The 13,480-nt window shown below is 47.4% G+C and carries 14 protein-coding genes; 10 read left to right on the forward strand and 4 right to left on the reverse strand.

Annotation, left to right across the window (positions count from 1 at the left end):
* Positions 1-69: 69 nt before the first annotated feature.
* Complete coding sequence (locus tag NFR43_RS03080; RefSeq protein ID WP_251546405.1) at positions 70-459, reverse strand: ribonuclease HI family protein; 390 nt, start codon at positions 457-459, stop codon at positions 70-72.
* A 32-nt stretch (positions 460-491) separates the two neighbouring features.
* Here NFR43_RS03080 and NFR43_RS03085 point away from each other — a divergent pair, with 32 nt between their 5' ends.
* Genes NFR43_RS03085 through NFR43_RS03105 form a run of 5 tightly spaced genes read left to right on the forward strand, consistent with a single transcriptional unit; the run spans position 492 to position 5,886 of the window.
* Positions 492-899, forward strand: a complete 408-nt coding sequence (locus tag NFR43_RS03085) for an EbsA family protein (protein ID WP_251546407.1) — start codon at positions 492-494, stop codon at positions 897-899.
* Positions 889-1,377, forward strand: coding sequence for a signal peptidase II (lspA, locus tag NFR43_RS03090; RefSeq protein ID WP_251547070.1), 489 nt, complete (start codon positions 889-891; stop codon positions 1,375-1,377). The genes NFR43_RS03085 and lspA overlap by 11 nt, the downstream gene beginning before the upstream one ends.
* On the forward strand, positions 1,355-2,284 hold the full coding sequence (locus NFR43_RS03095; RefSeq protein ID WP_251546409.1) for an RluA family pseudouridine synthase: 930 nt from the start codon (positions 1,355-1,357) through the stop codon (positions 2,282-2,284). The genes lspA and NFR43_RS03095 overlap by 23 nt, the downstream gene beginning before the upstream one ends.
* A 28-nt stretch (positions 2,285-2,312) precedes the next feature.
* Positions 2,313-3,395 (forward strand): carbamoyl phosphate synthase small subunit, encoded by a 1,083-nt coding sequence (locus NFR43_RS03100; RefSeq protein ID WP_251546411.1) that lies wholly within the window; start codon positions 2,313-2,315, stop codon positions 3,393-3,395.
* Positions 3,388-5,886 (forward strand): carbamoyl phosphate synthase preATP-grasp domain-containing protein, encoded by a 2,499-nt coding sequence (locus NFR43_RS03105; protein WP_251546413.1) that lies wholly within the window; start codon positions 3,388-3,390, stop codon positions 5,884-5,886. Before NFR43_RS03100 ends, NFR43_RS03105 begins: the two co-directional genes overlap by 8 nt.
* Positions 5,887-5,929: 43 nt before the next feature.
* Here NFR43_RS03105 and NFR43_RS03110 read toward each other — a convergent pair whose 3' ends face one another.
* Positions 5,930-7,627: an NFACT RNA binding domain-containing protein gene (locus NFR43_RS03110; RefSeq protein ID WP_251546415.1), complete on the reverse strand. Its 1,698-nt coding sequence runs from the start codon at positions 7,625-7,627 to the stop codon at positions 5,930-5,932.
* A 197-nt stretch (positions 7,628-7,824) separates the two neighbouring features.
* Here NFR43_RS03110 and NFR43_RS03115 point away from each other — a divergent pair, with 197 nt between their 5' ends.
* Both NFR43_RS03115 and NFR43_RS03120 read left to right on the forward strand, forming a co-directional pair.
* A complete protein-coding gene (locus NFR43_RS03115) occupies positions 7,825-8,700 on the forward strand; it encodes a DegV family protein (protein WP_251546417.1) in 876 nt (291 codons plus the stop codon).
* Complete coding sequence (locus NFR43_RS03120; protein ID WP_251546419.1) at positions 8,700-9,245, forward strand: hypothetical protein; 546 nt, start codon at positions 8,700-8,702, stop codon at positions 9,243-9,245. Before NFR43_RS03115 ends, NFR43_RS03120 begins: the two co-directional genes overlap by 1 nt.
* Before the next feature lie 31 nt (positions 9,246-9,276).
* Here NFR43_RS03120 and NFR43_RS03125 read toward each other — a convergent pair whose 3' ends face one another.
* Positions 9,277-9,933 (reverse strand): HD domain-containing protein, encoded by a 657-nt coding sequence (locus tag NFR43_RS03125; protein ID WP_251546421.1) that lies wholly within the window; start codon positions 9,931-9,933, stop codon positions 9,277-9,279.
* A gap of 102 nt (positions 9,934-10,035) precedes the next feature.
* Here NFR43_RS03125 and NFR43_RS03130 point away from each other — a divergent pair, with 102 nt between their 5' ends.
* The gene (locus NFR43_RS03130; protein WP_251546423.1) at positions 10,036-10,854 is read left to right on the forward strand and encodes a glycosyltransferase family 8 protein; all 819 of its coding nucleotides are present in this window, start codon (positions 10,036-10,038) and stop codon (positions 10,852-10,854) included.
* Here NFR43_RS03130 and NFR43_RS03135 read toward each other — a convergent pair.
* Positions 10,840-11,484 (reverse strand): endonuclease III domain-containing protein, encoded by a 645-nt coding sequence (locus tag NFR43_RS03135; protein ID WP_251546425.1) that lies wholly within the window; start codon positions 11,482-11,484, stop codon positions 10,840-10,842. The genes NFR43_RS03130 and NFR43_RS03135 overlap by 15 nt on opposite strands.
* A 143-nt stretch (positions 11,485-11,627) precedes the next feature.
* On the opposite strand from NFR43_RS03135, the gene NFR43_RS03140 reads away from it, so the two are divergent.
* Positions 11,628-12,152 (forward strand): GNAT family N-acetyltransferase, encoded by a 525-nt coding sequence (locus NFR43_RS03140; protein ID WP_251546426.1) that lies wholly within the window; start codon positions 11,628-11,630, stop codon positions 12,150-12,152.
* A gap of 211 nt (positions 12,153-12,363) precedes the next feature.
* Positions 12,364-13,458: an NAD(P)-dependent alcohol dehydrogenase gene (locus NFR43_RS03145; protein WP_251546427.1), complete on the forward strand. Its 1,095-nt coding sequence runs from the start codon at positions 12,364-12,366 to the stop codon at positions 13,456-13,458.
* Positions 13,459-13,480 lie beyond the last annotated feature (22 nt).

A 13,480-nucleotide genomic window follows, 5' to 3' on the forward strand; every position in this document is an offset into this window, starting at 1 on the left:
CCATTTCATTTATGAAAAAAATTTAAAATTGTCCTTATTCCGGACGCTTTTTGTTATACTAGGTGATGGTTATTCAATTTGATGGAGGGCCTGATTAGCGAGATGGTGAGCACCATGGTTTTGACTTTCAGGGACCCATTGGGTGATGACAGTGCTAAAGTGATTCATTGTGGCCACCAGCTTTGCTAGTTGGTCTTGATAATGCTTCGCATAGTTTTTACCAATGGCATCACTGAGCAGGCGACTGTCGGTATAAAACAACACCACTTCGTCGGCAGAATAGTTGTGGGCAAGGTATTCAAAGCCCAATTGCGCAGCAAGAAATTCACCAGTGTGATTGCTGATGTCGTGAGCGTGGTCGGTGAGTTGGATTTGGTGATGATCGACAATGATCAATACTCCCAGTCCGGTGGGACCCGGATTACTTTTTGTTGCTGCATCAGTATAAATTTTAATCATAAATCAGCCTCACAATTTATAAGGAGAACGGCATGGAAGAACAAAAACGCTTTTTTTATCAACCTGATTTGACAACGGCCATTATTGACTGGAGTTGGACGTTCATCATTTTAATCATTGGGATTATTATCGCATTTGAAATCACCCATTTTCAATGGGTAACGGCCACCTTTATTGCAGTCTTTTTGATCTTGGCGATCCTACAAATTTTTCGGCGAACCGTTGTCGTTTCGCCCAGCAAGCTTGTGTTTAATCGTCTGCTAGTAAAGGAATACCTGAGCATTCCCTTGAAGGATGTCCGCCAACCACTCTTTACGAAGCACACGTTGACAATCACTGTTCATGGTGAAGTGATGACGTTCTCGTTTACCCAGCGTTCACTGCGTTCTATTAAGCACCTTTTCCAAACCAACGGGGTCTTAGATGACGATGAAGCATAGGACAGGTTGGGTGTACAACTTAATTCTAATCGTTGTTCTGGTGGCCTGTGACCAACTTGTCAAGCAGTGGGTTAGCAATCATATTTCTCATAATGGTTTTCGGACATTAGTTCCGGGCTTATTAGGGCTCACAAATCTGGAAAATGACGGGGCAGCCTGGTCACTTCTGGAAGGCAAACAGTGGTTTTTTGCGATCGTGACGGTGATTGCCATCGTGGTGTTAATCTATTTAATGCATCGTTTTGCTGGCCATGGTTGGGTGGAACTCGCCCTGAGTTTTATCTTCGCCGGGACCATTGGTAACTTTCTTGACCGGCTCCGTTTTGGCTACGTGATTGATATGTTTGAACTGTTACCCATCAATTTTCCGGTCTTCAACGTTGCGGACGTCTGCTTGACCGTTGGGGTCATTGTTTTGATTTTAATTGTGTTACTTGAAAAGGATGAGGACGAACATGGCACTCAATCAACCAACTGATTTGACAATCGATGATTCACTCACGGGACGGATTGACAAAGAACTAGCCGGTGCCTTGCCTGAAATTTCCCGTTCTCAACTCAAAAAGTGGGTTACGGACGGTAACATTACGGTCAATGGAGAAACGGTGAAGCCCAAGTACCAGCTGCAGGTTGGTGATCAAGTGCACATTATTCCTGAACAACCCACCAAGATTGATTTGGCACCCGAGAAGATCCCCCTCGACATTGTCTATGAAGATGATGACGTTCTGGTGGTTAACAAGCCGCAGGGGATGGTCGTGCACCCGTCAGTAGGGCACCCGAACCATACGTTGGTGAACGCTCTCCTTTATCATTCCCCGTTGTCCCACATCAATGGCGAATATCGACCAGGAATTGTTCACCGGATTGATAAGGATACATCGGGACTCCTGATGGTGGCAAAAAATGACCAGGCCCATCGTTCACTGGCGGCACAGTTAAAGGCCAAAACCACTCAGCGGGAGTACGTGGCTTTAGTGCATGGGGTCATTAAAGAGGAGCGCGGCACGATTGACGCCCCATTGGGCCGTTCACCGAAAGACCGAAAAAAACAGGCGGTGGTGGCGGATGGCCGTCACGCGGTGACCCATTTTAAGGTTCTGAAACGCTACCAGCATTACACATTGGTCGCCTGCCAACTAGAAACGGGACGTACTCACCAAATCAGGGTCCATATGAAGTATATTGGGCACCCTTTGGCGGGTGATCCGCTTTACGGGCCCCGTAAGACCCTCAAGGGGAATGGGCAGTACTTACATGCGCGTTTACTCGGCTTCAAACATCCAGTTACCGGTCAAGAAATGGTCTTTGAAGCACCATTACCAACCTGGTTTGACCAAATGCTTAAATATTTGGACCAGATGGATGCTGTAAAACAAGGTTAATCAATTATTGAACAGAAGGTGGAGCTGAATGGCAGCCCGATATTTAATTTTAGAAGATGGTTCAGTTTATGCTGGTGAAGGCTTTGGTGCCCCCGCAGTCACGTTTGGGGAAGTCGTGTTTAACACGAGCATGGCAGGTTATCAGGAAATTATTACGAATCCAATCTATGATAATGAACTGATTGTCTTTACCCAGCCCAACATCGGTAACGTTTCGATTCATCGGAACATTTACGAATCGATTGTGCCGGCGGCCAAGGGGGTCATTGTTAGGGACCTTGCAGCCTTTGACGACCACCAACGGCAGAGCTTGGCACACTATCTTGAACAAATGAACATTCCTGGCATTAAGAATGTGGACACTCGTGCACTCGTGAAGAAGATCCGGTCAGCGGATGGACCAATCCGCGGTAGTATTGTTCCGGTTCCGGATGATCACGCTTTTGACCAGTTACACGCGACCGTGTTAACGAACCAACAAGTAGCGCAAGTTGCAACGCCTAAACCATATCCAAACCCTGATGTGGGTAAAACGGTGGTGGTCGTCGATTTCGGCTTGAAGAACGGGACGCTACGGGAATTATCGCGCCGGCGGTGTAATGTCACCGTGTTGCCGTATACGTCAACTGCGGAACAAATTCTGCGTTTGGACCCGGACGGGGTCGTTTTCTCCAGTGGACCGGGTGATCCGCGCAGCCTTAAAAAGTCCGTTCTTGCCATGATCCAAGAAGTGGAGCAACACGTACCGTGCCTGGCAATTGGGCTGGGGCACGAGCTGTTTGCCATGGCAAACGGTGCGAATGTCACACGGCTGCCAGTTGAACACCATGGGATGAACCACCCAATTAAAGAAATCATTACTGACCAAATTGTGTACGCGAGTCAAAGCGTTGGTTATGAAGTTGAACGGGAAAGTGTGGATCGGAGTAAGCTCTTTGTTACATACGTCGACCTGTTAGATAACAGTGTTCAGGGGCTGCGCCATCGTAAGTACCCAGCTTTTTCCGTGCAATTTTTCCCCGGTGGTGCTCCGGGACCGGATGAGACTGATCCACTCTTTGACGAATTTATGGACCTCATGGATCAACAGCGAGGTGATCAATTTGACTGAGAAACCAAAAGCTTTAATTATCGGTGCCGGGAGCGACAACCTCCAACAAGGGGGTGAACTCGACTTTGCCACCCTCGAAATTGGTGCTACCCTCCAGCATGCCGGTTATGAAACGATCCTGGTCGATGATAACCCGTTCTCAACTGCTTTGGATACGTCGCGGGCGATTAATTACCCGCATGTCTTACCGTTGACGGCGAAGAGTATTCTTGATTTAATCGATCAGTATCACCCGACAATGATTGTGCCCACTCTCGGTGGTCGGCGAGCCTTTGAGTTGTTGCAAACGGTGAGTGAATCTGGTTCATTGACTGAACATGACATCAAAATTGCCGGGGTACCAGAATCGACCATTCGCCAGGTCAACAATCCGGTACTATTGAACCAAACCTTGCGCCGCCTGAAAGCGCCAACTAAGAAAATTGCTACCGTGGCTAACTACCAGGATGCTCTGGAAGTGGCTCGGAAAGTGGGTTTTCCAGTGGTGGTGCGGCCTGTTTTACCCCGGTCGTTACGGATGCGGCGAATTGTCCAAGATCCAGATGAATTACAACAGGCAGTGAGCCGGGGAATTGAACTTTCCCGTAGTGGGCAGGTATTGGTACAACAGAGCCTGGCTGGTTTAAAGGAAATTGAGGCTCTCGTGATGCGGGATGCCTCAGGGACGATGATGTTATTGGGCATGCTCGAAGACGTTGATCCGATCGGGATTCACGCTGGTGATTCCATTACGGTCTTGCCATCTCAAACTCTGTTGGACCGGCAAGTTCAAGATATGCGCAATATGGCCTTCGCTTTGACACGGAAATTACGGATTGTTGGTATTAACCACGTCCAATTTGCCTTTGACGAACAACAGGACCGCTACTACGTGATTAAAAACAGTCCTTACTTTGATCGGATTGCGACCTTTACGGAAATCGCCACTGGTTACCCGATTAGTCGGGTGGTTGGTCACCTTTATGCAGGTGAACTACTGCGCAACATTCGCTTGGATCATGGCTTGATGAAGCATACAGCAGTGACCGAACCGGTAATGGACCGGACTGCCGTACGGTTACCAGTTTTTCCCTTTGAACAACTGCAGATTGATAATCAAAAACTGGGCACCCAGAAAAAGTCGGTGGGGAGTACCATTGGGATTGGACGTAGTCTGATTGAAGCGCTGATTAAGGCCGTGGCTGATTACCAACTTGGTTGGCACAATGGCCAGGTAAAATTAATTCAAGGGATTAGTGATGGTCAGTTAGACCAGTTATTAATCCACCCGCAGGGTGACCGCCTCTATTCCTTGATCGAAGCCATTCGACGGGGGTATTCTGAAAAAGAACTTACTGAGCTTACAAAAATTGACTTTTACTACTTAGCTCAATTAAAGCGCCTGGTCGCGATGCAACAGGAAATTCAAAAGTTACAAAAGAGCCCAGCTGTTCTCAAAAAAGCCAAGTATTGGGGAATTGGTGACAGTAAGGTTGCTGAATGGTGGGGTGTTGATGATTCACAAATCGCGGACCTCCGACAGCAACACCAAATTAACCGCACTTTCAAGGAAGTCGACCCGTCGGCTGGCGAATTTGACCAACACACGAAGAGTTTTTATTCCACCTTCGAATTGACTAACGAAAGTCTGCCGGAAGGTGATCATTCGATTTTGGTCATTGGTAGTGGTCCCCGGCGGCTTGGTAATGGGAATGCCAATGACTATGTAGTCGCCAAAGTGATGGACGAATTAAAGATCCACGGTTACCGGACCATTTTTGTCAATGACAACCCAAGTTCACCAACGATGTCCGGACTTTTTACGGACAAACGGTACGTTGAACCATTGGTAATTGAAACGATTGCTGATATCATTCGGATTGAACATCCTGTGGCGGTGCTGATTTCTTCTAATGAAAGTGAGCTGCTCGAACGCTTTCACAATCAGTACGGTGATCAGCTTAAATTGATTAGTTTGCCAACGGACGACCAGTTGGAGGATGTCGTCAGCACCGAGCCGTTGCTAGAATACAATGCCTTGTTCGATGGCCAATATGTCTATCCTTTGGGGACGACAGCCGCCTTGCAGGGGGATGATGAGCTCAGTTACCGGACGGTGGCCAAGCGTTACCCCACGACCTTAAAGGGGGCAGCGGTCAAAAAAGTCACGGACTTAGGTGAACAAACCGTGCGTGGTTTGACGACACCGGGATTGTATCAGGTGCTTCTGAGTGGGGACGCCCTTGGAGATTATCACGTTGAGATGACGAGGCCATTACCTGCGACTGACATTGCCTTTTTGTCCAAGGTACTCCAGCTGGATTTGCCGGCAGTCATTGCCCGGCTGGCCATTAACAAATTTAGTGGGAAGCTGCTCCAAGAATCAATGCAGAATGAGCCAATTTCGCGGACGGCCCTTTACCGGGCGATTTTCCCGTTCAACGCTTTGCAGATTCGTGAACCACCAACGGCGTTGAAAGTGATGGGCGCAGAAATGCAATTTATCGAATAACAACAAGACCAGCTAATGCGAAAATCGCATCGCTGGTCTTGTTTTAGTTTGGTAGTAATTTAGGCGTCACGCTCAAAGTCTTTTGCCCTCTGAACGTTACGAAACCAGGCTTAGCCCCGTTCGGTTTATGGAGTTGCTTAACTTGCAGATAGTCGACTGGTACATGATCCGAGTCCCGTCCCTTGGAGAAGTAGGCCGCTAATTGAGCAGCCTCAAGCAATGTTTCATCGGACGGGTCCGTGCTCCGGACAATCACGTGGGAGCCGGGCATGTCCTTGACGTGGAGCCAGTACTCATTCTTATTCGCCGTCTTAAAGCTTAACCGATCATTTTGCAGGTTGTTCTTGCCGACCAGCACGGTGGTGCCATCAGAAGTGTGGAAGGTTTCCGGCTTACTTGCCCGGATCTTGCGTTTCTTTTTACCTTTTTGCCGGTTTTTAATGTAACCTTGCTCCTGCAGTTCCACGCGAATATCTTGAACATCAGCTGGTGAAGCTAAGTCAATTTGATTCAGGATATTTTCAAAGTAATCAATTTCATCCTGGGTTAATTTGAGTTGTTCGTTAACGTACGCCACGGAAGCCTTAAGCTTGTCATACTTGGTAAAGTACTTTTGGGCGTTTTTGGATGGTGATAATTCTGGAGCTAACTGGATTGTTAATGGTTCGTTATTATCGTAGAAGTTTGGCAAAGTGATGGATTTCATGCCCGCTTTGACTTTCCCCATGTAAGTCGTTAAGATTTCGCCGCGGATCCGGTAATAATCGGCTTCTGCCGCATCATCTAATTGCTGGTGAAGTTTCTTAACCTTCCGCTGATCTTTTTTTAGCTCGTTTTTGACGACTTTGAGTACTTGGCCGGCCAATTCCTTGGTGCGGTCATTTTCGGCTTTTTGGGCGTAGAAGGCGTCTAGCATTTCGCTAAGCGTGGCAAATTTTTGCAATTGGTTGTCCTGACTCGTTAGTGGCGGGAAAGCCGCAAAACTGGTTTTGCCCCGTTCGTTAGTAATGATGACCGGTTCTGGCTGGTCAAAGTGGCGCAAAAAACTGGCGTAAGCAGTCGGTAAATTGTCCGCAGCTAGCAGGTCTGCCGCGAATTCTTGGGCCGTTTGCCCCGCCAACCCCTGGTAAGTTTGTTGCAAAGCGTGGGCTAAATCGGCTTCTGCCGCTGGCGAGTCCTTAAATTGCCGTACCAAGTCGGAATATTTTTGATTTGGTAGGTAGGGGTTGGTCCGTTTTTGCTTGGGTGGCATCACGAACGGGGCCCCAGGGAGTAAGACCCGGACCCGATTTTGGTCCGAGCCAACGTGCTTGATGGTATCGATAATTTTACCAGTCGCGCCACTGACTAGGGAAAGGTTACTATGCCGGGCCATAATCTCGATGTACATAATTAAGCGTTGGTTATCGCCCAGCTCGTCGCGGTTCGTAAAGTTGATTTTGACAATCCGATCATTGTCGACTTGTTCTACGGATTCCACGAGTGCGCCTTCTAGGTATTTGCGCATGGTCATCGCAAAATTACTTGGTACAGCCGGATTTTGGTACGGAATTTCAGTAATTTGGATCCGCGGGTAAGCCGGATTAGCGGAGACCAGGAGCGAATAGTTGTGGCGGTGAGCACGAACCACCATGATCATTTCAGCGGGATAGGGTTGGTTGACCCGGACGACCCGCCCCGAGCTTAATAGCTCATTTAATTCTTTAACCATGGCGTGGGTAAAGAAACCGTCAAAAGCCATTGGAAAAGACCTCCTTTGATTTTTAGCGTTTAATGTAAATTATACCTTCTTTGACGTGGCTAGTAAAACAGGGTAAGCTAAATAGTGATTGTCATCTTAAGGCAGATATGGTATTTTGTTTGTATTATTGAACTAAAATACCAAATTGCAATTATTCAATTTTGATTATTTATTATTGATTCAGACGGAGGAACATCATGAAGATTGCGGTAGTTACCGACAGTACAGCTTACCTAACCGCAAAGGAAGTAGCGGATTATAACATTAAGGTGGTCCCGATTCCATTTACCATTGATGGAAAGGACTACCAAGAAGGTGTCGATATCTCGACTGATGACTTTTATCGTGAACTGAAGACGTCGAAAACTTTCCCGAGCACCTCGCAACCGCCAATTGGTGAGATGATGGAGATCTACCAACAATTGGCTGACGAAGGCTACGAAGCCGTCATCAGTATCCACTTGGCGTCCAGTATTTCTGGATTTATCAACAACATTCAGTTGTTAGCTGACCAGATGAAGGATACGATCCGAATTGTGCCATTTGATTCCCAAATTACGGTGAAGTTAATGGGGCAGTTGGCGATTGAAGCGGCCACCTTGGTGGAACAGGGGGATGACGTTGATACCATTATTGATAAATTAACCCAGTTACGCGCGACTATTCACGATGACTTTGTCGTGGACGATTTACAAAACTTGGTCCGCGGTGGTCGTTTATCCAACGCGTCGGCATTTGTGGGGTCAATCCTACGTATTAAGCCGCTTTTGTCCTTTGACAACCCCAACCACGCGATTGAAGCTTTTGAAAAAGTCCGTTCCATGAAGCGGGCGAAGCAACGGGTTGAACAAATCTTTGATGAAACATTGGCCAAAACCGCTTACCCGGTGCGGGCTTACGTCTTCCATGCGGCCGCTGAAGAAGCTGGCCAAAAGTGGCTGGATGAGCTCCAAGAGCGCCATCCTGACATTGATTTTGAACTTTCCTACTTTGGCCCCGTCATTGGGGTCCACCTTGGCCAAGGTGCCTTAGCGCTGGGCTGGATGCAAGACACGAGAAAGAAGTCGTTATAATGAAAAAGTGGAGTTGGTGGATCGGCTTAACGATCCTGGCAATTGTTCTGGGCTTTGTTCAGTGGCGCTATCCGCTGCCAACAGGGACGCTCAATGTCCAAATTGCGGGGGTAGTGGTCTTGGCAGTTGCAGTCGCGGTTGACCTGCCGTTGAGTTATGGGACCTTTATTTTATGGACCATCAGTATGATGCTCGGCAACGTGAACGAATGGTGGACAGCGGTGCCCGTGTTATTTGCGCTGGTGGCTGTGTCACTGGTACTTAAGTGGCATTCACGGCTGGACCTTCACTTTACCCACACCCAGGCGATTAATTTTGGCTTGATTGCTGGAGCGTGCCAATTAGTTGGCATGTTGGTGATCGTGGCAGTGCAAGCGATGTTAGCAACGGGACAGTGGGACGATTTTGTGACCATCTTACGGGTGAGTGTTCCTGCGGCGCTGTTAGGTGGTCTCCTAGTCTGTTTATTGTTGCCACCAGCAACCTTACTCGTGCGGCACTTTACGGAAGAACCTCAAGAACCAGACAGTAATAAAAATGAATAAGGAGATTGGCGATCGCCAATCTCCTTATTCATTATGCGTTGGAATCCCATTCCTGTTTAAATTCATCCAGAAAGTCCAACATCACCTGTTGGCGATGTTCCGCAATTTTCTTTGCCGTGGCAGTATTTAACAAGCCTTTGATCTTCAGTAATTTTTCGTAAAAGTGGTTAATGATGGTTTCGTGACTCAGGTCGCGGTAATCTTGCCGCGATAATTGTTCACGGGGCTTAATCGTAGGATCGTAAATGCGTTCACCATGTTTACCACCGAAGTAGATGGCGCGAACGATGCCAATTCCACCAATGGCATCAAGCCAATCGGCGTCTTGGACGACTTGACCCTCGGCGGAAAGGGTTGGTCGGTCACCATCGAGGGTTTTGGCAAAGGACATCTGGGTGATGATCTCCATGATGGTCGTGATTTGATCTTGGGTAAAGTCAATTTTTCGCAAAAATTCCCGGAGTTCGTCCTGCGCTTCTTTGACATTCATGACCAATTTTTCATCAATCGTGTCATGCAAGTATGCTGCAACGACGGCTGTAAATTCATCGACAGGTTCTTCCTGCGCAATTCGTTTGGTCATTTTGACGACTCGCCGAATGTGGTCCAGGCCGTGGCCGGTAAGGTCAGTGCCTAATTTTTGAATTGTGTAATGTTTGACAGCATCTAACTGTGCTGCTGGTTCCATATGTGCAAACCGTTCCTCTCATCATTATTAGAATTAAGGGTAAATCATGTCTTCATTAATCGCAACCCCTTCGGTATAATATCTTCGATAGGAGGAGTAACGATGAACTTACTATTTTCGATTGATGACCGTTTTTATCGTCAATTATTGACGGTCCTATATTCCATTCATTTAAATACTCAAGTGGCTGACGTTGATGTCTATGTCATCGTCACTTCAACCTTCCAGCACGACCAAGAGCTCGAACAAGGGTGTTCGAAACTAGGGATGAATTACCATCCAGTAGTGATCCCAGATGACGCCTTTGCGGACGCCCCGGTTACTGACCGCTACCCGAAAACAATTTATTACCGTCTATTAGCCCATTTATACTTACCGAAAGACCTACACCGGATCCTTTACTTGGATGCTGATTTGCTTTGTATCAATGATCTCCAATCGTTGTATGAACTTGACTTAACCGGATATCTATATGCTTCGGCGATTCACACCAACTTAACGAATGCGACCGAAGTCATTAATAAAATTCGGCTCCAAAATTTCGATGCGGATGGTTACTACAATTCGGGAGTGCTCTTGATGAACCTCGATGAGATTCGTCACCGGGTTAAGCCGGCTGATATTTTTAAGTACATTCAGGACCACGTTTTGCTTTTGCCTGACCAAGACGTATTCAATGCCCTGTACGGGAGAGCCGTGCGGAGCGTCCCGGACCAGCTCTATAATTTAGATACGCGGAACTTGCGGATTTATGAAACGATCTCCATCGGTAAATGGACCCTTGATTGGGTGATCAAACATACCGTCATCCTTCACTATTGTGGCAGGGATAAACCGTGGCTACCGAATGTTAATCACGGCCGGTTGACTGGACTCTACAAACAATATTTCCAGATGGCAGGCCGCCTATTGCAGCTTTAGAGTATCCCCAGCGAGAAAACTCGCACTAAAGCGGTCTTGACCACGGAAATACTGTTTACCGAATTCATCAATTAACCCGTGGAATTCCTGGGCATCGGGCACTGAAAATTCAGGACCGAATTGGTATTGCTTCGCCAAGGATTGGTAGTCAGCTAACCCGGTCACTCCTAAATGGGTGAAGAGGGTTCGTGCGTACTTATCACTGACGAAGACTGGTTGCTCGAACACGTAGGTGCGGAGGACATCGGCGGTTTCATTGCCGATGCCACGCAGTTTCAGAAGGGTGGCGCGGAGCTGGCTTCCATAACGAGCCGTCACTGCCTGGTCAATAAAGTCAAATTTTTGGTACCATCGGAAGAATTCGTGAATCGCGCGGCTCTTATTCTTAAAGAAGCCTGCCGGCCGCACTAACTCCTGTAATTTTGTCAAGTCTAGCTGGGCCAAAACTGCGCCAGCAAAGTTAGTGGCTTGGCGGAGATTTTCGACGGCCCGTTCAGCATTCGTTGAATTGGTGTTTTGGATTAAAATGGCTCCACAAATGATTTCATTTTTAGAATCGGCGGGCCACCAGCCAGTGGGACCCATGCGGTGCAGCATTTTATGGTAAAGTTGGTAGACGGTTAATTCCATTTTATTCTCCCTGAAATTCTTGGTAATTTTTACAATTTTATTATAATCTTATTTACTTTTTGTTAGAAGTTTGCGATTTTGAATTTTCTTCGGTAAAATAGTTTACTGTGATTAAATTCAAATACAAGAAAGAAGGTTGCATGATGCACATTGAAAAAGCGCAATTAAAAGATTACGATCAGATTATCGCAATTTTAAAAGATGGTAGTAACCAATTGGCAGAAAAGGGGATTGACCAATGGCAAGGTGATTACCCTAACCCTGAACATGTCAAAGAAGATGTGCAAAATGGCTATGCCTACCTTGTGCACTCTGCTGATGACGAGACGGTGGGGACGATTACGATCCTTCCAGCGCCTGACCACGCCTACGATGAACTTGATGGGGGATGGTTGATGGAGACAGATGCCTACCTGACTATTCACCGTTTAGCAATTCACTCTGATCATGCGGGGAAGGGCTACGCTTCTAAATTATTTGAAGAGGTCATTAACTATATTAAGACTAACCGTACTGATATCCAATCCATCCGGATTGATACCCACGAAGACAACAAGGCCATGCAACACTTGATTACCAAGAGTGGCTTTACCCGGGTCGGGACCTTGCATGGGGTTTACCGTCCGAAGGAAATCAGCTACGTTTACGAAATGCTGACGCAAAACTAAAATCAATGACGTAACATAAGCGACCGGCAGGCGTGAGGATGGTGAACCGTTTTCTCCTGTGTCGATCGCTTTTCTTATGGTCAATTGGCGGAACTAATTAATTACTGGAAAGATCGCTTGTAAGGAGCATTTGCAGGCAGAGTGGGATCTGTTAAAATTAAAGATACAGATGATCACAACTGTTGAACATGCTTAAGGGAGGACAAAAGAGATGAAAATTAAAGCAACGATTGCCAAACAGCAGGGTACCCCAATCACGGTTGAAGAGGTCATCCTGGATGATCCAAAGCCCAATGAGGTCTTGATTAAGACGGTCGCCACGGGGATTTGTCATACCGACGTGGCTGGTCGGGACATGGGGATGACCCCGTACCCGGTGGCCTTGGGTCACGAGGGTGCCGGCATTGTTGAAAGGGTCGGCAGCACCGTGACCTCTGTCAAACCAGGGGATCACGTGGTGGTTTCCTTTGGCTACTGTGGTCATTGTAAAAATTGTTTGTCTGGCCATCCAGCCAAGTGCATCCATTTGAATGAACTCTGCTTTGGTGGGGCCAACTACGATGGCACTCACCGCCTCCATACGTTAGACGGTGAAGACATCAGCACCTTCTTTGGTCAATCGTCGCTAGCTGACCACATTGTGGCGGACGAGCATAATGTCGTGAAGGTTGCCCCAGACGTCGATCTAAAGTACCTCGGCTCGCTGGGCTGTGGCTTCCAAACCGGGGCCGGGACGATCTTTAATAGCGTTAAGCCGGAGTTTGATAGCACCATTGTGATTACTGGTGCCGGTGGGGTTGGTTTAGCTGCAGTAATGGCGGCCAACCTCTATAACCCAGATCACTTGGTCGTAATTGATCGTCATGATGATAAGTTAGCTGTGGCCAAGGAACTTGGCGCGACGGATGTGATCAACACGGCGAAGGTTGACGATGTCGAACAGGCCCTCCGGGGAATTGTGCCTGACGGCCTTGATTACGCAGTGGACTCAATCGGATATGCCCCACTGATTACGAACTTGCTGCACGCCCTGGGAACTGATGGCAAACTCTACTTAATCGGGATTGCTGGGCAACTCGATTTAACAGGGATGGATATCATGGGTGAATCAAAGCAGGTAATTGGCCTGATTGAAGGGGACGCGATTCCACAACTATTCATTCCATCGATGGTTAAATACTTCAAGAAGGGCAAGTTCCCAGTCGACAAGTTAATGAAATTCTACCCGGCTGATCAAATTAACCAGGCCTTTGATGACTTCACTGGCGGTAAAGTTATCAAACCGGTGATCGTCTTTGACGACTAAATAAAAAACTGATGTGCCAACG

It is taken from the genome of Limosilactobacillus caecicola (genome assembly GCF_943192935.1).
GTDB classification, from domain to species: domain Bacteria; phylum Bacillota; class Bacilli; order Lactobacillales; family Lactobacillaceae; genus Limosilactobacillus; species Limosilactobacillus caecicola.

Bases quoted from the DNA above. Each gene is read 5' to 3' on its own strand.
- NFR43_RS03080 (WP_251546405.1), bottom strand. From the start codon at position 459: ATGATTAAAATTTATACTGATGCAGCAACAAAAAGTAATCCGGGTCCC.
- NFR43_RS03085 (WP_251546407.1), top strand. From the start codon at position 492: ATGGAAGAACAAAAACGCTTTTTTTATCAACCTGATTTGACAACGGCC.
- lspA (WP_251547070.1), top strand. From the start codon at position 889: ATGAAGCATAGGACAGGTTGGGTGTACAACTTAATTCTAATCGTTGTT.
- NFR43_RS03095 (WP_251546409.1), top strand. From the start codon at position 1,355: ATGGCACTCAATCAACCAACTGATTTGACAATCGATGATTCACTCACG.
- NFR43_RS03100 (WP_251546411.1), top strand. From the start codon at position 2,313: ATGGCAGCCCGATATTTAATTTTAGAAGATGGTTCAGTTTATGCTGGT.
- NFR43_RS03110 (WP_251546415.1), bottom strand. From the start codon at position 7,627: ATGGCTTTTGACGGTTTCTTTACCCACGCCATGGTTAAAGAATTAAAT.
- NFR43_RS03115 (WP_251546417.1), top strand. From the start codon at position 7,825: ATGAAGATTGCGGTAGTTACCGACAGTACAGCTTACCTAACCGCAAAG.
- NFR43_RS03120 (WP_251546419.1), top strand. From the start codon at position 8,700: ATGAAAAAGTGGAGTTGGTGGATCGGCTTAACGATCCTGGCAATTGTT.
- NFR43_RS03125 (WP_251546421.1), bottom strand. From the start codon at position 9,933: ATGGAACCAGCAGCACAGTTAGATGCTGTCAAACATTACACAATTCAA.
- NFR43_RS03130 (WP_251546423.1), top strand. From the start codon at position 10,036: ATGAACTTACTATTTTCGATTGATGACCGTTTTTATCGTCAATTATTG.
- NFR43_RS03135 (WP_251546425.1), bottom strand. From the start codon at position 11,484: ATGGAATTAACCGTCTACCAACTTTACCATAAAATGCTGCACCGCATG.
- NFR43_RS03140 (WP_251546426.1), top strand. From the start codon at position 11,628: ATGCACATTGAAAAAGCGCAATTAAAAGATTACGATCAGATTATCGCA.
- NFR43_RS03145 (WP_251546427.1), top strand. From the start codon at position 12,364: ATGAAAATTAAAGCAACGATTGCCAAACAGCAGGGTACCCCAATCACG.